This is a genomic window from Aeromonas sp. RU39B (assembly GCF_900156095.1).
In the GTDB taxonomy this organism is placed as follows: domain Bacteria; phylum Pseudomonadota; class Gammaproteobacteria; order Enterobacterales; family Aeromonadaceae; genus Aeromonas.
The window spans coordinates 372918-394921 of record NZ_FTMJ01000002.1 but is presented as its reverse complement, the minus strand read 5'-3'; the positions used below and the strand labels follow the sequence as shown (position 1 = coordinate 394921).

Genomic DNA, 22004 nt, shown 5'->3' with positions numbered 1-22004 from the left:
CCCTGCCGCACCACAACTGTGCATTAATCACCCTTCTACAGCGTTACTGCAACAGCGCCCCAACAACCGGCGATTTAATCGCCGGTTACACCCTCTGCATGGCTAAAAAGAGGTGCAAAAAGGCTCCCTTAGCATTATTCTCGGCCAGTTGGTAGTTGCACGATATGTTTCATGGCAAGACCACGTAACGATAGAGACGGCACCTTGTAAACATAACAATACACAACCGCATTAACTGACAGATAAGCACAGGGGATTGAGAAGAATGGATCTCACACAACAAGGGACAGAGCTCAAACGTGGCTTGAAAAACCGCCACATCCAGCTGATTGCCCTGGGCGGTGCCATTGGTACCGGCCTGTTTCTCGGTATTGCCGACACCATCAAGATGGCCGGTCCGGCCGTGTTGCTGGGTTACGGCATCGGTGGTTTTATTGCGTTTCTCATCATGCGCCAGCTCGGTGAGATGGTCGTGGAAGAGCCGGTTGCCGGTTCATTCAGCCACTTTGCCTACAAGTACTGGGGCGATTTTGCCGGCTTTGCCTCCGGCTGGAACTACTGGGTGCTCTACGTGCTGGTCAGCATGGCCGAGCTGACTGCCGTCGGCATTTATGTACAGTACTGGTGGCCAGAGATCCCGACCTGGATGTCAGCAGCCTTCTTCTTTGTGCTGATCAACGCCATTAACCTGACCAACGTCAAAGCCTTCGGCGAGATGGAGTTCTGGTTTGCCATCATCAAGGTCGTCGCCATTGTGGGCATGATTGCCTTTGGTGGCTGGCTGCTGTTCTCGGGTAACGGTGGCCCGGATGCCTCCGTCACCAACCTGTGGGCGCAAGGCGGTTTCTTCCCCAATGGCATCAATGGTCTGGTCATGGCCATGGCAGTGATCATGTTCTCGTTTGGTGGGCTGGAGCTGGTCGGTATTACGGCAGCTGAAGCGGATAATCCGGAAAAGAGTATTCCGCGCGCCACCAACCAAGTGATCTACCGCATCCTGATTTTCTACATCGGTGCCCTGGCCGTGCTGCTCTCGCTCTATCCGTGGGGCAAGGTGAGCGAAGGCGGGAGCCCGTTTGTGATGATCTTCCACGCCCTCGACAGCAACCTGGTCGCCAACATACTCAACCTGGTGGTCCTTACCGCCGCCCTGTCGGTGTACAACAGCTGCGTTTATTGCAACAGCCGGATGCTGTTTGGTCTGGCCAAGCAAGGTAACGGCCCCAAGGCACTGCTCAAGACCAACAAGAGCGGCGTGCCGCTGGTCGCCATCTCCATCTCGGCTGCCGCCACCTTGCTGTGCGTGCTGATCAACTACCTGATGCCGGGTAAAGCCTTTGGCCTGCTGATGTCATTGGTGGTCTCTGCCTTGGTGATCAACTGGGCCATGATCAGTCTGGCGCACCTGAAGTTTCGCAAGGTCAAGCAGGCTGAAGGGGTCGATACCAAGTTCAAGGCTCTCTGGTATCCCTTTGGTAACTATCTCTGCCTTGCGTTCATGGCAGCCATTCTGGTGATCATGTACATGACCCCGGGCATCCAGATCTCGGTTGATCTGATCCCGCTCTGGCTGGTAGTGCTGGGTATCGGGTATCTCTTCAAGCAGAAGAGTGCCCGCACCGCGCTGGCTGGCAACGCCTGATAACACCCGATGAAAGCCGGCCTGATGGCCGGCTTTTTTTTCGCCTTTTCATCAACTTCCCGCATTAACACAATCGCCAGTCAGTCATAGACAGTGGCCATCCGGCACGCTCTAATGAGAAGGTCCCCGTTTCTCATGGAGCCTTTAATGAGCGATCACACCCTGACTTCCCCACCCCTTGGCTGGCAGGCTGCCTTGCGCCAACACGTCAACGCCCATCCACGCGTCGCGATGGCGCTGGCGGTGGCGCTGGTCGGTGTATTGCTGTTGCTGCTGCAAAGTATCGTGGCCATGCTCAGCGGCGATCTGCCCGATGGTGCTCGTTATGGCTTGATAGGTGGACTGGCAGGGTTTACCGCCACGGCCCTTGGCGCCCTGCCGGCACTGGTACTGCGCAGCATTTCACAAAAAGTCGAAGACACCATGCTCGGTTTTGCCGCCGGCATGATGCTGGCCGCCAGTGCCTTTTCACTGCTGCTGCCCGGGCTGGAAGCGGCCGAAACCCTCACCGGCAATCCCTTTCTGGCGGCCACCGTGGTGGTGCTCGGGATGCTGCTCGGGGTACTTCTGATGCTCGGGCTTGATCAATTCACGCCGCACGAGCACGACAAGACCGGCCCCTGCGGCCCGGGCCATGAGAGCTGCTCGCGGGTTTGGCTGTTTGTGTTTGCCATTGCCCTGCACAATCTGCCGGAGGGGATGGCCATCGGGGTGAGTTTCTCGCAAGGGGACATGCGGGTTGGTCTGCCGCTCACTACCGCCATCGCGCTGCAGGACATTCCGGAAGGGCTGGCCGTGGCACTGGCCATTATTGCGGCGGGTTATCGCCCGGCTATGGCCGTGTTGATTGCCATCTTGAGCGGGCTGCTTGAGCCCATTGGCGCGCTGGTGGGTGTCGGGCTGTCCAGCGGGCTGGCGATTGCCTACCCCATCGGATTGGGCTTGGCTGCTGGCGCCATGCTGTTTGTGGTCTCCCATGAAGTGATTCCGGAAACCCACCGCAACGGCCATCAAACCTTCGCCACCCTGGGTCTCATGGGCGGTTTTGCCCTGATGATGACTCTCGATACCGCCTTGGGTTAATCCTCCTTAAATCCAACAAACCCAGAGCCCGGATCAATCCGGGCTCTGGGTTTTTATTGGGTGGCAAACGGATTACGCCAGTTGCAGGCGATCATGCCGCGGCAAAAAGAAGAGCAGATAACGCAGCGCCACATACCCCACAATCAGTACCGCAACCATCAACTCGACAGTGGCCAGCGCGTGCACCTGCGCCACATAGTTCATCGGCAACCCCGTTGTTGCCATCAGATGCGACAGCTTAAACAGCGCGGTAGCTCCAATCACCATCGGGAACGTAAAGGCCGCATAGCCCGGTGAAAATGGCAGGCGCAGCAGCTTGAAAAACGCCAGCCAGATAATCCCGGTCATCAGCACCGCAATGCCAAACAGCAATGCCACCAGCACCGGCGACGGCGAGTCGATAACCGTCAGGTAACCGGCCAGAGAGAGGCTGGCAGGCGCGGCCAGAATCGCGATGGTCGGTTTGGCCGCATCCGGTACTTCATGGCTGAAGATGAGGCGATACAGCATCAACGGCAGCATCAACGCATAACAGACCATGCCAAACCAGAGCAGTGCTTGGGCCAGCGGTTGCATCTGGGCATTAGGGCAGGCCACTGCGGCCACGATGATCCCGACCGGCGGCACAAACCAGCTCGGCACCATGTGGTGCAGCTCAAAAACACGGGCACGGTGCACACAAAAGGCCGTGAGAAACAGTAGATGTAGCACCACCGCCGCCAACCACACTATTTCGGCAGTCTGTGGCAGCCAGGGCACCAGCGCCCGCGCCACCACCATGGTGGCCATGGCAAAGGTCGGCACCACGCTGCCTACCACCGGATGGGCAAGGTCTTGCCACAGCAGCTTGGGATACAAGAGAAACTTGGCGCTCAGGATCAGCAGCAACATGGCGCCCATCCCAGCCCCTGACAGCTGTGCCCAACCATTCAAACCACCGAGGTTCTCGCAGCTCCAGCCCAGACTGGCGATGCCCAGTGCCAACCCGGCCATCGGGGTCGGTGCGGCGGCCAGCTGCTGACGAGTGAGTGCCATCATGGTGTTCTCCTTGAGTCACGGGGAGTTGCAATGGTGGCTAGATTACGAGCACTCGCTTGTTTATCATATCTAAATGATTTAAAGGTATCGTATAGAAAAGCTATATGAACATCACCCTCAAGCAACTCAAGGTCTTCTCTGCAGTGGCTCGCCACGGCAATTTGGGCGATGCCGCGCAAGCACTGTTTTTAAGCCGCGGCGCCCTGTCACAAGCGCTGCAGGAACTCGAACGCCAGCTGGCGACGCCGCTGTTTGACCGTATTCACCCCAGGCTTTTGCTCAATAGCGAAGGGCGGCTACTACAACCGCTTGCCGAAGAGCTATTGTCACGTCTGGATGATATCGAGGGACTCTTTGCCGAGCACGGCATGGAGCGCGGCCGCCTGCGCCTTGGCGCCAGCCAGACCATCGGCAACTACCTGCTGCCCACTTTATTGGCCCGTTTTGGTATGCCTGGCGAGCGTCTGGAGGTGACCATCAGCAACAGCCACCAGCTGTGCGACAGGTTGGCTCGCTTTGAGCTGGATCTGGCGCTGATTGAGGGGGAGTGTCACCTCTCCGAGCTGGTCAGCGAGCCCTGGCTCAGTGATGAGATGGTGGTGGTGGCGCACCCTGATCATCAGCTCTGTGGCCTGCCTGATCTGCGGGTGGCCGCACTGGCTGGCGAACGCTGGGTGCTGCGCGAGCCACAATCGGGCAGCCGTGAACAGTTTGATCAGCGTATCCGGCCACAACTCGGCCGTATTGGCCCCATCCTCGAGCTCAATACCCTCGAATCCGTGATGAGTGCGGTCGAATGCGCACTCGGATTGGGGTTGGTTTCAGAGTGGGCCGCCCGTGAGCGGTTGGCCCAAAAACGGTTGGTGCGGCTCGATTTGGCCACCACGCTGGAGCGGCGCCTGCTGCTGGTCTGGCACCGGCAAAAATACCTGTCAGCGCCGATGCGCCACTTTCTCACCTTTTGTCGCGATCAGGTCAGCGCGGATTCCAATATGCCGATCACCTGACGGCTCAACGCCTGCGGCACCCAGGGCGCATCAAGCAAACCGGCTGCCACACACGCGGCAAAATGATCGGCCTGAAACTGCATGCCCCCCTCAACCGGCCGGGCAATCTCGCCAGCGGTTTCTCCCCACCAGCGCACCTGCTGCGGGTTCCACCACTTGCCGGCTATCTCGAGTTGCCAGTCATCCCCTTCCAAATGAGCGGCCTTGTCGAGTTCCGCCACGATCGAGGCGCCTATCTCGCCGCCAAGCGCACCGTCAAAGTAAAACCGGCACTGCTCATCAACACCGCTCGGCCCACGGCTAAGCTCGCTGCGCGGCGCAGGGCAATCCAGCCCGAGTCGATGGCATAACGCGACGTAGAGCCACACCCCGTAGACGCCCACATCCCAGCCGGCGCCACCGGCCAGCATCGGGTCAAACAGTTTGCCACCGGGCTCGGCACAAGAGCCAAATGCAGCGCGCACCCGGCGCACCGGCGCCAACGCCGGCAGTTGCTCCCACAGTGCGCGCCAGGCAGGAAAGCACATCACCTTCATGGCTTCCATCAACAGCACCCCGCGCCGATGGGCCAGCTCCACTAGCTCATCCCAGTCAGCCACTCGCAGCACGGCCGGTTTTTCCACCAGCACATGCTTACCATGTTCGAGCATCAGGCGGGCAATCGCGGCATGCTCCGGATGAATGGTGGCCACATAGACAGCGTCAACTTCCGGACTCTCAGCGAGCGCCAGATAGCTGCCATAGGCGTGGGGCAGCGCTTGTTGGCTCGCAAAGTCAGCGGCGCGCGTTGCATCGCGGGCGGCGATGGCCACCACCCGACCAGCCGTAGCAAACTGGTTTACATCGTGACAAAAGCGCCGGGCAATGGCGCCAGCGCCGGCAATCCCCCAGCGCAGTGTTGAGTGCTCCACGGCTCTCTCCCTGTGTCTTATGATTGGCGCATCATGCCCGAGTTACCCGTAACATGCATCTGTCATCAGTTGCAGCGCGTGGCCAGATCCTTAAGATGTGACCGCCCTTTCCTATCCGGAGTCTGTCATGACCCTTTTTCTGCCGCAGCGCAACCTGATGCTGACCCTGCTGCTATCTCTGTTGTTGGCCGCCTGCTCCTCGCTAACCCGCTACAGCGTGAGCGAGCAACAGATCAACGACTATTTGGCCACCCAGGTCGGTTTTGAACGTCAACTCTCCCTACCCGGACTGCTCTCGGCCAAGGTCCGTTTTAACGATCTCACCAGCCATATTGGCCGCAGCCAGCCGGACAAAGTTGATCTCGATGCCGCCGGGCACCTGACCTTGCAAACCCCAATCGGTCAGCAGGCCCTGACGCTGCGTCTGGCCCTGCGTGCCCGTCCGGACTACCAGCCCGAGCAGGGCGCTATCTATCTGCGCGATCTGGAAGTTCTGTCGGTCTCGAGCGAGCCGGCCAACATTGGCTCTGCCCTGACCCCGCTGCTGCCGATGCTGAGCCTTTCGCTGAGCCAGTTCCTCGAGCAGACACCGGTCTATCGCCTGGATGGCCATCGCAGCAAGCAAGAAGCGCTGGCGCGTGACAAGGTCACCGGGCTTCGCGTCGAGCCGGGCGCACTGGTCATCCCCTTTAGCGTGTTGTGACGTCGTTGCCTGTGGCCAGTCATTTGACTGGCCTTTTTCTGCTCTGCCCTTCTCATCTTCTCATCGCTGAAGCATAATGCGGGCAATTCTCATTTGCGTTACATATGAGAATGTCCCGATAACAATCAGAGTGTGAGAAGAGAACAACCGGATGAAAAAACGACTGCTGGTCCATGCCATTGCCGGCGCCCTGCTAAGCCAGGCCGCCCAGGCAGCTGTCAAGGTCGAGGACAAGACCTTCAACACCGCTGCTGCCATGCTTGCCTATACCGAATTTGAACTCTCTGGCGAACCGCTTGCCGAAGGTCTCGGGCTCGATCTCGATACCCTGGACGCCAATCAGGCCAACACCCCGACGCCTTTTGACTTCGCCGCCGGCATTGAATCCTACGAATACTCCGAAGAGGCGATGTACGCCCTGAATTACCAGTCCGGCATGGGGCCGCATCTGGTCAACGGCCCGCAAAATACGGCCCGTGGTGGCACCATGGCGGATCTGGGCAAACGCGTACTGGCGCTGGCCGATGCGGTCGGTTTCTCGGCAGATGAAATCCCGCAAGGGATATATCCCCTCTCCTTCCCCTACGCTTCTGCCAATCCCGAGTTTGCTGCCGCCGTCAACGCCACTCCGGTTAACGGCGACGACGTGAAGGTCAAGACGGCCAAGGGCACCGAGAAAAGCGTTAAAACCCAGGTACCGGCCTATTTTCGTGACTACAGCACCCTGCGCTGGAGCGGTAGCGATCACCTGATGGTACCGGCTGCTGTCGGCGGCATCCTGCTCAAAGAGGTGATGTGGTCGCAAGACTTCCTCGGTGGTATGCACGTGGCAGCCAGTGATGAAGAGGTGGCGGCCACCTCCAGCACCATGGATCAAGATGGCAAGCACAAGCTTGGCGTCTCTGCTGCCGACGGCTTTAACGGCATGATCCTGACCGAGCAATCCATTGACAAGCTGGCGTTGCTGCAAGCGCGCTTTGGCTACGACGGCAAACAGCTCGGCGCCGCCATCACGCCGCAATACGATCCGGCCAAGGGCCCGATCTATTTCCCCCATCAGGTCAAGGTCACCGAAACCACCCAAAACGAGGTCGGTGCCATCGGCAAACTGGACGTAGTAGATGGCTCTGCCCAACTGCGCGACGCCTGGATGCTGCTGTGGCCGCTCTCCGAGTTCTATGCCTTTACCGATCAGCGCAGCGCCAACACCCAGCACAATGCGGCGTTCAAGGCCGTTTTTGATGGTCAGCCATTTGCTGCAACACCGGCCGCCAACCAAGCTGGCGATCTGGGCAAAGCCGTTGCCGGCAGCGATGCATTCTCGCTGGCGCTGAATCTTTCCAACCTGACCTTTAAAAACCTCGTTGCCCTGCACTTCGAGCCGAAAGCCGGCACCCTGGTTGACAGCTGGAAGAGCGGCAAGCAAAGCAAGCACGTCACCACCTATGACGCCGCCTATGCACTGGTTGCCCTGCAGATCTTCCAGCGCGCCCAGGATGCTCTGCCGGTTGGCTACGCCGCCGGTGACAATGGCGATCTGAACCTTGCCACGGCCCAAGGCAAACAAGCGCTCGAGCTTATCACCAAGCAGGCAGATTTTCTGCTCGGTCAGCTCAAGGGCAAAAACGGTCTGCTCTATGACGGGATCACGCTGGGTGGCAAGCACGATGCGGGTCAATCCATCGATACCCAACTGGCGGCCGTACGCGGTCTGACCGCAGCGTTCCTCGCCACCCACGATGCCAAGTACCGCAGCGCGGCGCGCGAGCTGTTTATCGCCACCGACAAGGCCTACTTCAACCAGAAGGCCGGCACCTGGACCCACGGCAAGCAAACCACTTATACCCCCTGGACTCAGGCTGCCATCTCCGGCGCACTGCGCTCGGCCATGCAAAACCTGCGTAACGAAGGCGCCGAAAATGCCCCCGAGCTGGAGCTTGCCAAGCTGGCCAACCAGTATGTGAGCTGGTTCCGTGGCACCGTCAACGGCGGCATGCAGATGGCGGAATGGGTCGGTGATTCGGGTGAAAACTTGGTGGCGGGCCAAGGTAGTGATACCGATGAAGATGGTGTGCCGCAGGTGACCGGCGCCGGTGGCAAGCATGGCACCGCCGCCGTCATGGCGGGCAAAGCGGTGATCGCCAAGTAACCCAAGTCAGCACAGGTCGGCGTGATCAACCTGCTGAATCCAAGCGGATCACGCAACTACCCATAAAACAACAGGGGGAGCCACGGCTCCCCTTGCTTATTGCAACACGCTCGATGTCACTAGCGGCAGCTCTTTTCTAATCGCTCCAGCATGTCGGCTGTAACCAGCACAATGCCCTTGTCGGAGCGGTAGAAACGGCGAGCATCTTCATCGGCGTTCTCCCCCACGATCAAACCATCGGGAATGCGGCACCCCTTGTCCACCACCACCCGACGCAAGCGGCAGCCGGCACCGATATCCACACCGGGGAAGATCACGGCCTGATCGAGCGTGCAAAATGAGTGCACCCGCACATTGGTAAAGAGCACCGAGCTCATGATGAACGAGCCGCTGACAATCGTTCCCCCTGCAAACAGGGAGTTGATGGTCATGCCATGGGAGCCGTTTCGGTCTTGCACAAACTTGGCCGGCGGCGCCATCACCTGGCTGGTCCAGATGGGCCAGTTCTGATCATAAACATCCAGCTCCGGCAGTACCGATGCCAGATCCATGTTGGCTTCCCAGAACGATTCAACCGTTCCCACATCACGCCAGTAGGGACGCACTCCTTCCGTGCCACCGACGCACGACATGCCAAACGGGTGGGCATAGGCCACCCCTTCGCCTACCACTTTGGGGATCACGTCCATGCCAAAGTCGTGGTGGGAGGTCTCATCGCGGATATCCTCTTCGAGCAGTTCATAGAGGTATTGTGCCTCGAAAATGTAGATCCCCATGGATGCGAGCGCCGTGTCGGGCTTACCCGGCATAGCGGGCGGATCGGCCGGTTTCTCCACAAAAGCGTTGATCTTGCGATCCGCATCGACCGCCATCACCCCGAAGGCCGATGCTTCAGCACGTGGCACCTCGATGCAGGCGACGGTGACCCGGGCGCCTAAACGCACATGGTCGAGCAGCATGCTGGCGTAATCCATCTTGTAGATATGATCCCCCGCCAGCACCACGATGTACTTGGGACCATGGTCACGCACGATATCGAGGTTCTGATACACCGCATCGGCGGTACCGCGATACCAGTGCACCTCGTCAACCCGCTGCTGGGCCGGCAGCAGATCGATAAATTCGTTCATCTGATAGCGCAGGAAGGCCCAACCAGATTGCAGGTGACGCAGCAAGCTGTGGGATTTGTATTGGGTGACAACGCCGATACGGCGAATACCGGAGTTTACACAGTTGGAAAGCACAAAATCGATAATGCGAAACTTGCCGCCGAAGTGAACGGCGGGCTTGGCTCGGTTATCTGTCAGCTGCTTTAAACGACTCCCTCTGCCACCCGCGAGGACCAATGCCATGGTTTCATTCAGCAACTGTCTGGCTTTTGCTGTGTTGACGGGCTCTAACAACATTTTTACTACCTCTTTCAGGACAAGCTGGTTCCATATTGCCTACTAAGGCCAGTCCAGAAAGCGTCTGGTCTCACATTTATGACCATTTGGTATGTCAAAATGACTTATTTATCAATATAATAGAGTGTTTTCTTACGAGTCCTTAACAGATTCGACGGGTTTTCGTTTGAGGAGTGTCAAAATGACATCATTGAGGAGCCGGTAACGGGCCAGCTGATCGGCATCGTAACGGGTTGCCAACATGGCCGGATTGTTGCGATGTTTGAGATAACGGTTGATTTGTAGCCGGTTAAAGCCTGCCACCTTGTAAATATTGGCGAGCAGATCCGACAGTTGCTCATCCGCCGGCCCGAATCCTGCCAAATAGTCGCTTTGGTCCGGGTGCAGATAGTGCTGATCGAGCTGCGCAATATGGCCAGACTCGGCAAGGTATTCGAGCCACTGCTCAAGATAGAGTGGCTTGCAGCCTGCCAGCAGGTTGAAATAGCCCACGGCATCACAGCGGCATCCGGTCAGCAGGGTCAGTGCAAACACATCATCGTTGCACTCAAAGCTCACCGGTCCGCTCTGTGACCAGTCCAGTGCTTGAACGCGCAAACGAGCCTTGGCACCGGAGGGGGCGATCGCATCAAACTGGAACATGAGGTTGACTCAACAGGCAAAAGTTCATCATGAGCGAGTCACGACGGGCTGTAAAGGGCTAGGCGTCAAAAGGCAATCGCGGTGATCCACCGGGTAGCGTCGCTCGTTCAATAGGCATCTTTGTTGTGGAGTGACCCCATGCCATCGCCTCTTCTGCCTGAGAAAATGTGTCCGGTGTGCCAGCGCCCCTTTCGTTGGCGCCGCAAATGGGCCCGAGACTGGGAATCTGTGCGCTACTGCAGCGAGCGCTGCCGGCGCCACCGCCATCTGCAGGAGCGGACGTGATGGAGCTAAGGCTGCTGCTTGGGGATCAACTCAACGCCAGCCACAGCTGGTTTCGTGAGTGCCATCCTGACGTTATCTATCTGATGGCTGAACTGCGCCAGGAGACTGACTACTGCCTGCATCACCGTCAGAAGGTGCTGGCGTTCTTTGCCGCCATGCGCTCGTTTGCCAAAGCCTTAACCCACGCAGGGCACAAGGTATGTTATCTCACCCTTGATGAGACCCGTGCCTGGCCCAATCTGCCGGCGTTACTCAGTGCCATGCTGGACACACATCATGCCGGCGCCTTTGCCTGGCAAGAGCCTGATGAGTGGCGCCTTGATAAGCAACTTGACGACTGGACCGCCACCCTCCCAATCCCATCAAAACGGGTATCGAGCGAACATTTTCTGACCCCGCGTGATGGCTGGCAGCGTCTCCCCCACAGTCGGATGGAGTATTTTTATCGCGCCTTGCGCCGCCAGTTTAAGGTGCTGCTCGATGAGCAGGGTCAACCGCTCGGTGGACGCTGGAATTTCGATGCCGATAATCGCGCCCGCCTGCCAGCAAGCGTTGCCCTGCCAGAGCCCCTCTGCTTTGCCAACGATGTGCAAGAGATAGACGCCATGCTCACCCGGCACGGGGTCACCACCCTGGGCCGTGCCGATGCCAGCGCACTGCCCTGGCCAATTACCCGCCAACAGAGCCGAGCCTTACTCAGCCATTTTCTGTGCCACTGCCTGCCACAGTTTGGCCGCTATCAGGATGCCTTGAGCGAGCGTGGCTGGAGCCTGTTTCATAGCCGGCTGGCCTTTTCCCTTAACAGCAAGATGATCTCGCCACTCGAGGTCATCAGGGCCACCGAGTCGCACTGGCAGCGCAATCAAGACACCATCACGCTGGCACAGGTGGAAGGATTTATTCGCCAGATCCTCGGCTGGCGCGAGTTTGTGCGCGCCTATTACTGGGAAAAGATGCCCGAGGTACTAAGCGATAACGCCTTGGCAGCCACCCGTCCCCTGCCCGGTTTTTTCTGGACCGGTGAAACCAAGATGGCGTGTCTGCGCCACGCCATCACCCAATCGCTCGAAAATAGCTATGCCCACCATATCCAGCGTCTGATGGTCACCGGCAACTTTGCCCTGCTCGCCGGCATCGCACCGGCTGAGGTGGATCGCTGGTATTTAGGCATCTATGTGGATGCCATCGAGTGGGTGCAACTGCCCAACACCCGCGGCATGAGCCAGTTTGCTGATGGTGGCGTGCTGGCGAGCAAACCCTACGCCAGCAGCGGCGCCTATTTAGCGCGCATGGGCGATCACTGCAAGGGGTGCCATTACGATGTCAAAAAGAGAGAAGAGGCAGAGGCCTGCCCCTTCAACGCGCTGTATTGGCATTTTCTGGCTCGCCAGCGGGAGCGCCTCGGCGCAAACCCGAGGCTAGCCCTGCCTTATGCCAATTGGGATGGGCAATCAGCCCAGCAGCAGGCAGCCACCCTGGCTCGCGCCGAGCAGTGGCTGCGTGAGATAGAAACGCTCTAGCTGGCAGCAAAACGCCGCACGGCGTTACTGCTCACCGCGCTGCCACAGCCAAGCTGCGCCACGCACGCCGCTTGAGTCGCCGTGCACCGCTTTGCGCACCGGCGTGTCACACTCACCGCCAAAGACATACTCGCGCATCAGCGCCGGCACATGGCTATAGAGCCTCTCAACATTGCTCATGCCGCCGCCGAGCACAATCACATCCGGATCAAGCAGGTTGACCACGTGCGCCAACGATTTGGCCAGGCGCCGCTCATAGCGTTTGATCGCCTTGGTCGCCTCGGCATCGCCCTGTGCGACCAGAGCCATGATCTCGGCGCCGCTACGCTCCATACCGGTGACAAAGCGGTAGCTCTGGGCAAAACCGGTGCCAGAGACAAAGGTCTCGATACAGCCGCGCTGGCCGCAATAGCAGGGCGTCGCCTGCTGATATGCCCACTCCTCTTCGTCAATCCAGGGCAAGGGGTTGTGGCCAAACTCACCGGCGATGCCGTTGCCACCTGCATGAACCTGCCCCTGGATGGCCACCCCTGAGCCGCAGCCCGTGCCGATGATCACGGCGAACACCACCTTGGCGCCAGCACCCGCCCCGTCGGTGGCCTCGGAGACCGCCAGACAGTTGGCATCGTTGGCAATGCGCACCGGCCGCCCCAGCGCGTCGGCCAAATCCTTATCCAGCGGCTGACCATTGAGCCACACCGAGTTGGCATTCTTGACCCGCCCGGTAAAAGGGGACAAGGTGCCGGGAATCCCGACCCCCACCGAGCCGCGCTCGCCGGTGGCCGCTTCGGCATCGTGCACCAGCGAGCAGATAGCCTGCACCGTCTGATCATAATCGTGGCGTGGCGTGGCAATTCGCTTGCGAAACAGCTCACTGCCATCATCCGCCAGTGCAATCACTTCTATCTTGGTACCACCCAGATCGATTCCAATGCGCACTGCGTCACTCTCCCTTCAAGGTTGTTATTTATTCCGGCTGAATGGTTTTAGCCAGGTCAAAATGGTGATCTTTGTCGCGTTTTTTCTCCGGTTTCGCGCCTTTACTGGCAGCGAAAGCCGAGCTGCTCACAGTTCGTGATACGGACAATAGTCTGCCTGCAACGCTTTTAATACACTCGGGACTTTACTTTGACACGGGCGATCATGATGAAAAACAAGATCTTGGTTGTTGATGATGATCCCGGCGTCTGCCAGCTGCTGACAGACGTGCTCAGCGAGCACGTCTTTGACGTGATCAGCGCCATGGCGGCCCGCCCGGCGCTGGAGCAGTTGCAACGCGATAACGACATCGCGCTGGTGCTGCTCGACTTGCGCCTGCCCGATATGAGCGGATTGCAGCTGCTGCAGCAGATCCGCCAGTATTACCCCAACTTGCCGGTCATCATGCTGACCGGGCTTGCCTCCGAATCGGACATGGTGGTCGGACTCGAGATGGGGGCTGACGATTACATCGGCAAACCCTTCGTGCCCCGCGTCGTGGTGGCGCGGGTCAAAGCGGTGCTGCGCCGCGCGCCAGAGCCGGCCAGCACGCCGCTGCCACTGAGCCGTCCCAGTGGCCCCGGTTTTCTGTTTGACGGCTGGTTGCTCAACACCCACACCGGCCGGCTGCACACCCCGCAAGGCGAAGACATCGAGCTGACTCAGGGCGAATATTCCCTGCTTAGCGTACTGCTTCGCAACGCACGTCGGGTTCTTAGCCGCGAGCAGTTGCTGGAGATGACCCACAGCGACGCGCTCGACGTGTTCGACCGCACCATCGATGTGCTGATCATGCGCCTTCGCCGCAAAATAGAGCCCAATCCCAAGCAGCCCGAGTTTATCCGTACCATTCGCGGCGCAGGCTACGTGCTCTCCCGTGAGGTGCAAGTGCTGCATCCCTAGCCCCTTAGCCCTGTTCTGCCACAGCCTGCTCGGCCATAAACGCATGCAACTCGGCCAGCGTCGCCGCACCGTCGATGGCGTTGGCACTGCGCAGGTTAAAACGGGCGCAAGCGTTACCAAGGCGCAGCGTTTTGGCCAGCGGCCACCCTTCATGCAGGCCATAGAGCACCCCGGCACAAAAGGCATCCCCCGCCCCGACCGTGCCGGCGATCATGGCAGGATCCAGCCAGTAAGAAGGCACCTGACAGCACTCACCACGGCGACTGGCCGCCCAGGCCCCTTGCGGGCAGTGGATCACCACCACCTGACGCACTCCCGCCTCGAGCAGCTGCTGCGCGGCAGCCCCCATGGCGCCAGCTTGCAGCGCGCCGCCAATGCGCAAGGGCAGTCCGGTTAGCGTCTGCGCCTCAAGTTCATTGATGATGAGGTAATCAAGAAAAGGGAGCACCGGCAGCACCACTTGGCGGGCACGCGCTGGCTCATCGACCGATACCAGATCGAGCGAGGTGTGATAGCCGCGTGCTTGCAAGCGGGCAAACACTCGCGCCGCCACGACCCCGAATTCAGGTTCGGGCGCTTCCAGCGCCGGTAGCAGCAGCAGGTAAGCAAGGTGCACAATTTTGTGATCGCTCACCAGATGCTCGCACCAGGCGGCATCGAGCATGCGATTAGCCCCTTCCTGATGAAAGAAGGTGCGCTGGCCGCCACGTCGCACCGTGATGACCTGGGTCATGCTGGTGGGCTCACTCACGGCCTCGAGGCGAGCGCAGTCAATCCCCTCGCTCTCGAGCGCTGCCCGAATCAAGGCGCCATCGCCATCTCGCCCGACCAATCCGGCGGCCGCCAGCGGCAAACCGCTTTGCAGCCGCGCCAGGGTGCGCAGCACATTGGGCACGGCGCCGCCGGTGGCATCTTCACTGTGGCGGATGGTGGCCAGCCGCCCCTGCTCCGGCCATTCATCGATCACCTGCACATGATCGACCAGCAGGGTGCCGACCGCGAGGATCCCCCGGCGCGCCTCACTCCCCTGCTGGCGGTTCACAGCGCTTTCCCGCTCGAGCCAAACACCTGCATCTGCTGCTCGACTGTCTGTTGCACGGCAGACTCGATGCCCATCAGCAGGTGTGCCAGCTCGTCATACGCCGGATTGCGATGGCTCATGGTCTGCTCCACCGACGCCAGCGCACTTTGCGACATGCCGGTGTAAAAGTTGATCTTGTGAATGCCCAGCGAGATGGCTTTACGAAAATCGTCATCGCTGATACCGGAGCCGCCGTGCAGCACCAGCGGAATACCGGTCTGCTCGTGGATTGAGGCCAGACGCGGGAAATCGAGCTTGGGCTCACCGCGATACTTACCGTGTACGTTACCGATGGCCACCGCCAGCGCATCGATTCCGGTGCGAGTGACAAACTCGACGGCCCGCGCCGGATCGGTAAATTTGCTGCTGTCACACTCGCCATAGAGTGAGCCGCCCTCATCGCCGCCAACGGCACCGAGCTCTGCTTCCACCGACATGCCCAAGGCATGGCACATCCGCACCACCTCGGCGCTCTGGCGCACGTTCTCTTCATAATCGAGCGCCGAGCCATCAAACATCACCGAGGTAAACCCGAGGCGGATCGCCTGCATCACCGCCTCAAAGCTGGTGCCGTGATCTAAATTGAGCACCACCGGGATCGCGTGGCGAGCAGCCTCTTCACGAATGGCAGCGCACAGCGCCTCAAGCGGTACGTATTTAAAGTGCACCTCGGCGATATTGATGATAAACGGCGAGCGCTGGGCACGAGCGGCGGCAAACAGGGCGCGCAGGAAGTGGGTGTCGAGCACGTTGAACGCACCCAGGGCATAACCGTGCAGGCGGGCGTGAGCCAGCCCCTGTTCCAAAGAGATAAGAGCCATGTCGGATTGACCTCCTTACAAGGGAAGAAAACGGGCGTATTCGTTACAGAGCAGATGCAGCGGCGCCGCATCGTCCACTATCTGGCTAAAGCGCGGCCTGGCGCGCAAAAAGCGGTTATCACAGCGATCGTCATTGACCATCGAGACCTCACCGGCCACCACCGGGGCACGTTCGGCCCAAAACGAGTGATACAACCCCTGGGTGAGGGTGATGCTTTGTCCGGCGCGAAGGCGCAATCGGCTGCCGGCCGGATGCCGCTGGCGCTCGCCGTCGAGCACCACCTCCACGTCACTGTCGGCGCACTGCTCATCGTCAGTGCGGTTGTAGAGCTCGATAATCAGATCGCCGCCGCCGCGATGGATGATGTCCTCCATCTTGTACCAGTGAAAATGCATCGGCGTGACTTGCCGCTCGCGCACCAGCATCACTTTTTCAGCGTAGGGCTTGGCGTAAGGTTGCCCGCCCACGGAGCCGTTGCGTAAGGTAAAAAGAGTCAATCCCTCGTGCTCAAAATCATCGCTCCCCATGTCGGTGACATCCCAGCCCAACCCCAGCTCAAACACTTCGCGATAACGCTCAAGGGCTTGTAAGCGCCACTGCTCGGGGGTAAAGAACGCAAACGGGGGCAACGCCACCTGGTGCTGCTCAAAGAGCGCATGGGTGTAGGCCAAAATGGCGTTGATGGTAGAACGCTGCATCAGATCTCCTTGCGTGATAGCCAGTGAGTCAGGTGGCGATAGCGGGCATAGCGCGCCAGCAGTGGCCCATTGTCGGTGGGCGTGAGGGTACATTGCGCCGCGGGCTGGTTGCGCCAGCGGGCTAACGCAGTGGGATCCAGCGCCAGATGGGCCAGACGCGCAGCACCAAAGGCGGCGCCGACCTCGGCATGGGCCGGCACGTCCACCGTCACGCCTGTGACATCGGCAATTAACTGCAACCAAAAGCGGCTGCGCGCCCCGCCACCGGTTGCCAGCAAACGGCGCGGCGCTGAGCCGGCATTGGCCAGCGCGGCAAGTCCATCGGCCAGTGAAAAGGCCACCCCTTCCATCACGGCGCGCGCTAACTGCCCGCGCTGACTCTCGCCGGTCAGACCGAACAATGCACCGGTAAGTTCGGGGTCGTTCCAGGGAGTGCGCTCACCGCTGAGATAGGGGGCAAACAGCAAAGAGCCCGGCTCGGATTGCTCGGCCAGCGCCGCCAACCGGGCCTCTTCCATGCCCGTGATGGTCGCGAGCCAGCCAAGGGATGAGGCGGCACTCAAGGTCACCGCCATCTGGTGCCAGCGCCCCGGCAGGGCGTGACAGAAGCTGTGCACCCCTTGCGCCGGGTTGGCGCCATAGCGATCGCTGACCACAAAGATCACGCCGGAGGTTCCAAGCGAGACAAACGCCTCACCGGGCTCGGTCAGCCCCAAACCGACGGCGCTGGCGGCGTTGTCCCCGCCTCCTGCCACCAGCTTGACATCCGACGCCATGCCCCAGCGCGCAGAGAGTTCACGCGTTAACGTGCCGGTCACCTCACTGCCTTCATACACGCGCGGCATCTGGGACACACGCAGGCCACAGGCGTCCAGCAGCGCCGGGCTCCACTGACGGGATTGAGTAGCCAGCCAGAGCGTCCCCGCGCTATCGGAGCAATCCGATGCCAGATCGCCGCTTAAGCGGTAACGCAGATAATCCTTGGGCAGCAGGACATGGGCGATGCGTGCAAACAACGCAGGCTCATGGCGCGCCACCCACAACAGTTTGGGCGCGGTAAACCCTGCCATGGCGCGGTTGCCGGTGATCTCGACCACCTCACTACCACTTTCCAGCTCGCGGCACTCCTGCACACTGCGCCCATCGTTCCAGAGGATGCAGGGGCGCAGCACCTCGCCGTCAGCGTCAAGCAAGGTCGCGCCATGCATCTGACCACTGAGCCCGATGGCGCGCACCTGGCCAAGCTCGGCCGGGTATTGCGCTGCCAGCGTATCCATCAGGCTCTCGAGTGCGCGCCACCAATCGGCGGGGTTTTGTTCACTGCACAACGGCTTGGGACGAGCGACATCGAGGGGCTCACTCACGCTGGCCAGCAACTGCTCCTGCTCATCTATCAGCACCACCTTGATAGACGAGGTGCCCAGATCGATCCCCAGATACATGTCGCTTCTCCCAAGCCGATGAAAAAAGCTCCCGCCAAACGGCGGGAGCCTTGCGCCTTACTTGACGGTCCAGCCCTTGTAATCCTTGATGCTGTTGCGATCGATCAGGGTCACCGGGATCAGCACCGGATCTTTGGGAGCCGGCTTGCCTTGCAGGATGTCGTAACCAATTTCGACAGCGCGCGCGGCCATGACTTGCGGATCCTGGGCCGGGGTGGCCTCGAACAGGGTGTTGCCACGCTTGAGCGCCTCTTCACCGTCCGGCGAGCCATCGACGCCGACAATAAAGAATTCGTTACGCTGAGCCTGTTTGGCGGCCAGATCGGCACCGATACCGGTCGGGTCGTTGATGGCGAACACGGCATCAATCTTCGGATAGGCGGCCAGCAGCGAGGTCATGACCTCCAGCCCCCCTTCCCGGCTCCCCTTACCGTTTTGGTTAGACGAGAGCACCTTGATGTCTTTGTGCTTGGCCAGCGTGGAGAGGCAACCATCGACACGGTTGGTCACGGCAGAGACCGGCGGGCCGTTGATGATGACCACGTCACCGCGCCCTTGCAGCTTGTCGGAGATGTATTGGCAAGCCAGCTCACCGGCCTGGGTGTTGTTGGAGGTCACGGTGGCGTCGGCGCCTTCGGCTGCCACGTCAACAGCGACCACCACAATCCCGGCAGCACGGGCACGCTTCACGGCCGGCGCGATCCCCTTGGAGTCGGCGGCGTTGAGCACGATCATGTCTACCCCGGCCGAAATAAAGTTATCAATCTGGTTCACCTGCTGACCCAGATCATAACCACTCGACACCAGAGTTACCTTGACGTCCTTGCCAGCCAACTCGCGCGCCTTGAGCTCCGCGCCCTTGGTGATCTGAACGAAGAAGGGGTTGGCCAGATCGCCAACGGTTACGCCGATCGACTTGAGCTCCTTGGCATTGACCATGGGCGCGCTGGCCAGCACAGCGGCAGCCATCAGACCGGACATCACTTTGTTCAAACGCATATTGTTGTTCTCCCCGAGGGTTGTAGGGTAGGTGTGGTGAGATTGTGCCGGCACTCATGCGCCGGCGTGCTTGCTTGTCCGATACTTGTCGATCAGCACGGCCACGATAATCACGCCGCCCTTGATCACAAGTTGCCAGAAGTAGGAGACCCCCATCAGCGTCATCCCGTTGTTCATGGCGGCGATGATCAGCGCCCCGATCAAGGTACCCATGATGGTACCGATCCCGCCGGACAGACTGGTACCACCGAGCACCACGGCGGCGATGGCATCCAATTCGTAACCGACCCCGAGGTTGCCGTTGGCACTGTAGAGACGCGATGCACTCATCACGCCCCCCAGACCCGACAGCAGGCCGCTCAGGGCATAGACAAAGGTGAGCACCATGCCGACCTTGATACCGGTCAGCCGGGCGGCATTGAGGTTGCCCCCCACCGCATAGACGTGCACCCCGAGGGTGGTCTTGCGCAAAATGAACCAGCAGATCCCCATCACGGCAAAGGCGATCACCACCAGCCAGGGCAACGGGCCGAGATAGGCGTTACCAATCCACTCAAAACCGATATTGCTGTTAATCACGGTGGTACCGCCCGCCAGCAAATAGGCTGCGCCGCGCAAGGCCGTGTAGGTGCCGAGTGTCGCAATAAAGGGCGGCAATCCGATATAGGCCACCATCACGCCGTTGAGCGTCCCCATCAACAAACCGGCCAGCAGGGCCAGCGGCACCGAGAACACCGCCAGCGACGGGTCCAGCGAGCACACCATGGCCACCACGGCGGTGGAGCCCAGAATGGAGCCCACCGACAGATCGATACCGGCGGTGATGATGACAAAGGTCATCCCGGCAGCCAGCACCATGTTGATGGAAGATTGCCGAACAATGTTGAGCAGGTTCGACTCGGTGGCAAAGTTGGGCGTCATCAGGCTAAACCCGACGCAGATCAGGATAAGCACTGGCAGGATGCCCAGTTGCTGGATGATGCCATTGGCACTAACGCGCCGGGCGGCGCGCGGCTCGGCGGCTGGGGTATCGGCTTTGGTCATAACGTCACTCATGTCAGCTCTCTTAAGGTGTTCAGGCTACCTGACTGGCGGATTGGGTTGCCCCGGTGGCCAGCGCCATGATGTTTTCCTGGGTGATGGCCTCGTCGGCCAACTCACCGGCGATCTCCCCGGCGCGCATCACATAGACCCGATCGCTCATGCCTACAATCTCCGGCAATTCACTGGAGATCATCAAAATGGCGACCCCCTTGCGGGCCATGTCGGTCATCATGCGGTAGATCTCGCTCTTGGCTCCGACATCCACCCCGCGGGTCGGCTCGTCGAGGATGAGCAGGCTTGGATGGATTGCCGTCCAGCGGGAGATAAGACACTTCTGCTGGTTACCGCCCGAGAGGCCGCCCACCGTCACCTGACTGTGCGGCACCCGAATATTCAGGCTCTTGATGGCGGTCGAGCTGATGGCGCGATTACGCCCCTCGTCGAGCACATGGAAGTGGCTATCGCGCTCGATGGTGGCCATCACGATGTTGTCGTGCACCGCCATCTCGAGAAACAGCCCCTGCTCTTTGCGATTTTCGGTGAGCATGCCGATACCGGCATCGATGGCGTCACGGGGCGAGGAAAACTGCACCACGTTGCCCCGCAGCAGCAACTCGCCACGGGTGCGGGGACGGGCACCAAAGATAAGCTGGGCCAGCTCGGAGCGTCCCGCGCCCACCAGGCCGGAGAGGCCGACAATTTCGCCAGCGCGCACCATCAGACTGGCTTCCAGCACCTTGTTACCATCGCCCAGATGCTGACACTCCAGCACGGTCTGCCCTTTCTCGATGGTGCGGTCTTTGTTAAACAGATCGTTGAGCGGCCGGCCTACCATCATGCGCACCAGCTCGCTCGAAGAGAGGTTGTCGCGCATCAGGCTGCCAATATACTGGCCGTCGCGCAGCACGCTGACCCGGTCGGAGAGCTCATAGATTTCTGCCATGCGGTGGCTGATATAGATAATCGCCATCCCCTCGTCACGCAGTTGCTTGACCAGGGCAAACAGACGGTCGGTTTCACGCGATGAGAGCGCGGCGGTGGGCTCGTCCATCACCAATACCCGGCTGTTCCGGTGCAGGGCGCGGGCGATCTCGACCTGTTGCTGCTCGGCGATGGTCAGACTCGAGACCGTGGCGTTGGCTTTAAAGCGAGCCGCCAGACGGTTTAAAACCTGCTGGGTCTCCTCCTCCATCTGGCGGCGATTGACCATGCCATTACGGGTCAGCTCGCTTCCCAAAAAGATGTTCTCGGCCACGGTGAGGTTGGGCGCCAGGTTAATCTCTTGATAAATGAGGGTGATGCCGGCACGCAGCGCATCTTTCGGGCCATTGATGCTATAGGGCTGGCCATCGAGCACAATTTCGCCCGAAGTGGCAGTGTAAGCACCGGCCAAAATCTTCATCAGGGTGCTCTTGCCCGCCCCGTTCTCTCCCATCAGCGCATGGATCTCACCCGGATAGATGGAGAGACTGACATCCTTGAGGGCATAAAACTGCCCGAATCGCTTGGCGATGTTGCGCATCTGTAGGATGGGTTTCTTCTCGCTCATTGCCTGCCCCACAAACTGTGTTGATGGCAGCAGTGAAACACCCCCGTATAAACCGGTTATGAGTTTTGTGAATCACACTTGTCATAATGTGAACGGCTATTT

The 22004-nt window shown here is 59.9% G+C and carries 20 protein-coding genes; 8 read left to right on the top strand and 12 right to left on the bottom strand.

Annotation, left to right across the window (positions count from 1 at the left end; translation table 11 throughout):
• The first annotated feature begins 265 nt into the window (after positions 1 to 265).
• Positions 266 to 1642, top strand: a complete 1377-nt coding sequence (locus BW958_RS04535) for an amino acid permease (RefSeq protein WP_076574537.1) — start codon at positions 266 to 268, stop codon at positions 1640 to 1642.
• Between the two features lie 147 nt (positions 1643 to 1789).
• The gene (locus BW958_RS04530) at positions 1790 to 2725 is read left to right on the top strand and encodes a ZIP family metal transporter (protein ID WP_076574536.1); all 936 of its coding nucleotides are present in this window, start codon (positions 1790 to 1792) and stop codon (positions 2723 to 2725) included.
• Between the two features lie 72 nt (positions 2726 to 2797).
• On the opposite strand, the gene BW958_RS04525 is transcribed toward BW958_RS04530, so the two are convergent.
• Positions 2798 to 3763: a TDT family transporter gene (locus BW958_RS04525; RefSeq protein ID WP_076574535.1), complete on the bottom strand. Its 966-nt coding sequence runs from the start codon at positions 3761 to 3763 to the stop codon at positions 2798 to 2800.
• A 104-nt stretch (positions 3764 to 3867) separates the two neighbouring features.
• Between BW958_RS04525 and BW958_RS04520 the strand changes: the two genes are divergently transcribed.
• Positions 3868 to 4770: a LysR substrate-binding domain-containing protein gene (locus BW958_RS04520; protein ID WP_076574534.1), complete on the top strand. Its 903-nt coding sequence runs from the start codon at positions 3868 to 3870 to the stop codon at positions 4768 to 4770.
• Here the strand turns inward: BW958_RS04520 and BW958_RS04515 are convergent.
• Positions 4734 to 5681, bottom strand: a complete 948-nt coding sequence (locus BW958_RS04515; RefSeq protein ID WP_143233008.1) for a Gfo/Idh/MocA family protein — start codon at positions 5679 to 5681, stop codon at positions 4734 to 4736. The two genes, BW958_RS04520 and BW958_RS04515, sit on opposite strands and share 37 nt — an antisense overlap.
• A gap of 127 nt (positions 5682 to 5808) precedes the next feature.
• On the opposite strand from BW958_RS04515, the gene BW958_RS04510 reads away from it, so the two are divergent.
• Both BW958_RS04510 and BW958_RS04505 read left to right on the top strand, forming a co-directional pair.
• Entirely contained in the window at positions 5809 to 6384 is a 576-nt protein-coding gene (locus BW958_RS04510) for a lipoprotein (RefSeq protein WP_076574532.1), read from the top strand.
• A 151-nt stretch (positions 6385 to 6535) separates the two neighbouring features.
• Positions 6536 to 8533, top strand: a complete 1998-nt coding sequence (locus BW958_RS04505) for a hypothetical protein (protein WP_076574531.1) — start codon at positions 6536 to 6538, stop codon at positions 8531 to 8533.
• Between the two features lie 119 nt (positions 8534 to 8652).
• Here BW958_RS04505 and glgC read toward each other — a convergent pair whose 3' ends face one another.
• Positions 8653 to 9939 (bottom strand): glucose-1-phosphate adenylyltransferase, encoded by a 1287-nt coding sequence (gene glgC, locus BW958_RS04500; RefSeq protein WP_076574530.1) that lies wholly within the window; start codon positions 9937 to 9939, stop codon positions 8653 to 8655.
• A 132-nt stretch (positions 9940 to 10071) separates the two neighbouring features.
• The gene (locus BW958_RS04495) at positions 10072 to 10581 is read right to left on the bottom strand and encodes a hypothetical protein (protein ID WP_076574529.1); all 510 of its coding nucleotides are present in this window, start codon (positions 10579 to 10581) and stop codon (positions 10072 to 10074) included.
• Positions 10582 to 10719: 138 nt separating this feature from the next.
• Between BW958_RS04495 and BW958_RS04490 the strand changes: the two genes are divergently transcribed.
• Both BW958_RS04490 and BW958_RS04485 read left to right on the top strand, forming a co-directional pair.
• The gene (locus tag BW958_RS04490; RefSeq protein WP_076574528.1) at positions 10720 to 10866 is read left to right on the top strand and encodes a DUF2256 domain-containing protein; all 147 of its coding nucleotides are present in this window, start codon (positions 10720 to 10722) and stop codon (positions 10864 to 10866) included.
• Positions 10866 to 12386, top strand: coding sequence for a cryptochrome/photolyase family protein (locus BW958_RS04485; protein ID WP_076574527.1), 1521 nt, complete (start codon positions 10866 to 10868; stop codon positions 12384 to 12386). The genes BW958_RS04490 and BW958_RS04485 overlap by 1 nt, the downstream gene beginning before the upstream one ends.
• Positions 12387 to 12410: 24 nt before the next feature.
• On the opposite strand, the gene mak is transcribed toward BW958_RS04485, so the two are convergent.
• Positions 12411 to 13325: a fructokinase gene (gene mak / locus BW958_RS04480; protein ID WP_076574526.1), complete on the bottom strand. Its 915-nt coding sequence runs from the start codon at positions 13323 to 13325 to the stop codon at positions 12411 to 12413.
• A gap of 204 nt (positions 13326 to 13529) precedes the next feature.
• Here mak and BW958_RS04475 point away from each other — a divergent pair, with 204 nt between their 5' ends.
• Entirely contained in the window at positions 13530 to 14267 is a 738-nt protein-coding gene (locus BW958_RS04475; protein WP_256701829.1) for a response regulator transcription factor, read from the top strand.
• A 4-nt stretch (positions 14268 to 14271) separates the two neighbouring features.
• Here the strand turns inward: BW958_RS04475 and BW958_RS04470 are convergent, their stop codons facing one another.
• From BW958_RS04470 to BW958_RS04440, 7 genes are read right to left on the bottom strand one after another with little or no spacing between them, the layout of a single operon-like run.
• Entirely contained in the window at positions 14272 to 15309 is a 1038-nt protein-coding gene (locus BW958_RS04470; protein WP_076574524.1) for a carbohydrate kinase family protein, read from the bottom strand.
• Positions 15306 to 16169: a ketose 1,6-bisphosphate aldolase gene (locus BW958_RS04465; protein WP_076574523.1), complete on the bottom strand. Its 864-nt coding sequence runs from the start codon at positions 16167 to 16169 to the stop codon at positions 15306 to 15308. The genes BW958_RS04470 and BW958_RS04465 overlap by 4 nt, the downstream gene beginning before the upstream one ends.
• Before the next feature lie 15 nt (positions 16170 to 16184).
• Positions 16185 to 16868 carry a D-lyxose/D-mannose isomerase gene (locus BW958_RS04460; RefSeq protein ID WP_076574522.1) on the bottom strand — a complete coding sequence of 228 codons (684 nt, stop codon included), beginning with the start codon at positions 16866 to 16868 and terminating at the stop codon, positions 16185 to 16187.
• Positions 16868 to 18310 (bottom strand): xylulokinase, encoded by a 1443-nt coding sequence (gene xylB, locus BW958_RS04455; RefSeq protein ID WP_076574521.1) that lies wholly within the window; start codon positions 18308 to 18310, stop codon positions 16868 to 16870. The genes BW958_RS04460 and xylB overlap by 1 nt, the downstream gene beginning before the upstream one ends.
• Before the next feature lie 57 nt (positions 18311 to 18367).
• Positions 18368 to 19309, bottom strand: a complete 942-nt coding sequence (locus BW958_RS04450) for an ABC transporter substrate-binding protein (RefSeq protein WP_076574520.1) — start codon at positions 19307 to 19309, stop codon at positions 18368 to 18370.
• Positions 19310 to 19363: 54 nt separating this feature from the next.
• On the bottom strand, positions 19364 to 20365 hold the full coding sequence (locus tag BW958_RS04445) for an ABC transporter permease subunit (RefSeq protein ID WP_076574519.1): 1002 nt from the start codon (positions 20363 to 20365) through the stop codon (positions 19364 to 19366).
• 19 nt (positions 20366 to 20384) lie between these two features.
• Positions 20385 to 21902: a sugar ABC transporter ATP-binding protein gene (locus tag BW958_RS04440; RefSeq protein WP_076574518.1), complete on the bottom strand. Its 1518-nt coding sequence runs from the start codon at positions 21900 to 21902 to the stop codon at positions 20385 to 20387.
• Positions 21903 to 22004 lie beyond the last annotated feature (102 nt).

Bases quoted from the DNA above. Each gene is read 5' to 3' on its own strand.
- BW958_RS04535 (WP_076574537.1), top strand. From the start codon at position 266: ATGGATCTCACACAACAAGGGACAGAGCTCAAACGTGGCTTGAAAAAC.
- BW958_RS04530 (WP_076574536.1), top strand. From the start codon at position 1,790: ATGAGCGATCACACCCTGACTTCCCCACCCCTTGGCTGGCAGGCTGCC.
- BW958_RS04525 (WP_076574535.1), bottom strand. From the start codon at position 3,763: ATGATGGCACTCACTCGTCAGCAGCTGGCCGCCGCACCGACCCCGATG.
- BW958_RS04520 (WP_076574534.1), top strand. From the start codon at position 3,868: ATGAACATCACCCTCAAGCAACTCAAGGTCTTCTCTGCAGTGGCTCGC.
- BW958_RS04510 (WP_076574532.1), top strand. From the start codon at position 5,809: ATGACCCTTTTTCTGCCGCAGCGCAACCTGATGCTGACCCTGCTGCTA.
- BW958_RS04505 (WP_076574531.1), top strand. From the start codon at position 6,536: ATGAAAAAACGACTGCTGGTCCATGCCATTGCCGGCGCCCTGCTAAGC.
- glgC (WP_076574530.1), bottom strand. From the start codon at position 9,939: ATGTTGTTAGAGCCCGTCAACACAGCAAAAGCCAGACAGTTGCTGAAT.
- BW958_RS04495 (WP_076574529.1), bottom strand. From the start codon at position 10,581: ATGTTCCAGTTTGATGCGATCGCCCCCTCCGGTGCCAAGGCTCGTTTG.
- BW958_RS04490 (WP_076574528.1), top strand. From the start codon at position 10,720: ATGCCATCGCCTCTTCTGCCTGAGAAAATGTGTCCGGTGTGCCAGCGC.
- BW958_RS04485 (WP_076574527.1), top strand. From the start codon at position 10,866: ATGGAGCTAAGGCTGCTGCTTGGGGATCAACTCAACGCCAGCCACAGC.
- BW958_RS04475 (WP_256701829.1), top strand. From the start codon at position 13,530: ATGATGAAAAACAAGATCTTGGTTGTTGATGATGATCCCGGCGTCTGC.
- BW958_RS04465 (WP_076574523.1), bottom strand. From the start codon at position 16,169: ATGGCTCTTATCTCTTTGGAACAGGGGCTGGCTCACGCCCGCCTGCAC.
- BW958_RS04460 (WP_076574522.1), bottom strand. From the start codon at position 16,868: ATGCAGCGTTCTACCATCAACGCCATTTTGGCCTACACCCATGCGCTC.
- xylB (WP_076574521.1), bottom strand. From the start codon at position 18,310: ATGTATCTGGGGATCGATCTGGGCACCTCGTCTATCAAGGTGGTGCTG.
- BW958_RS04450 (WP_076574520.1), bottom strand. From the start codon at position 19,309: ATGCGTTTGAACAAAGTGATGTCCGGTCTGATGGCTGCCGCTGTGCTG.
- BW958_RS04445 (WP_076574519.1), bottom strand. From the start codon at position 20,365: ATGAGTGACGTTATGACCAAAGCCGATACCCCAGCCGCCGAGCCGCGC.
- BW958_RS04440 (WP_076574518.1), bottom strand. From the start codon at position 21,902: ATGAGCGAGAAGAAACCCATCCTACAGATGCGCAACATCGCCAAGCGA.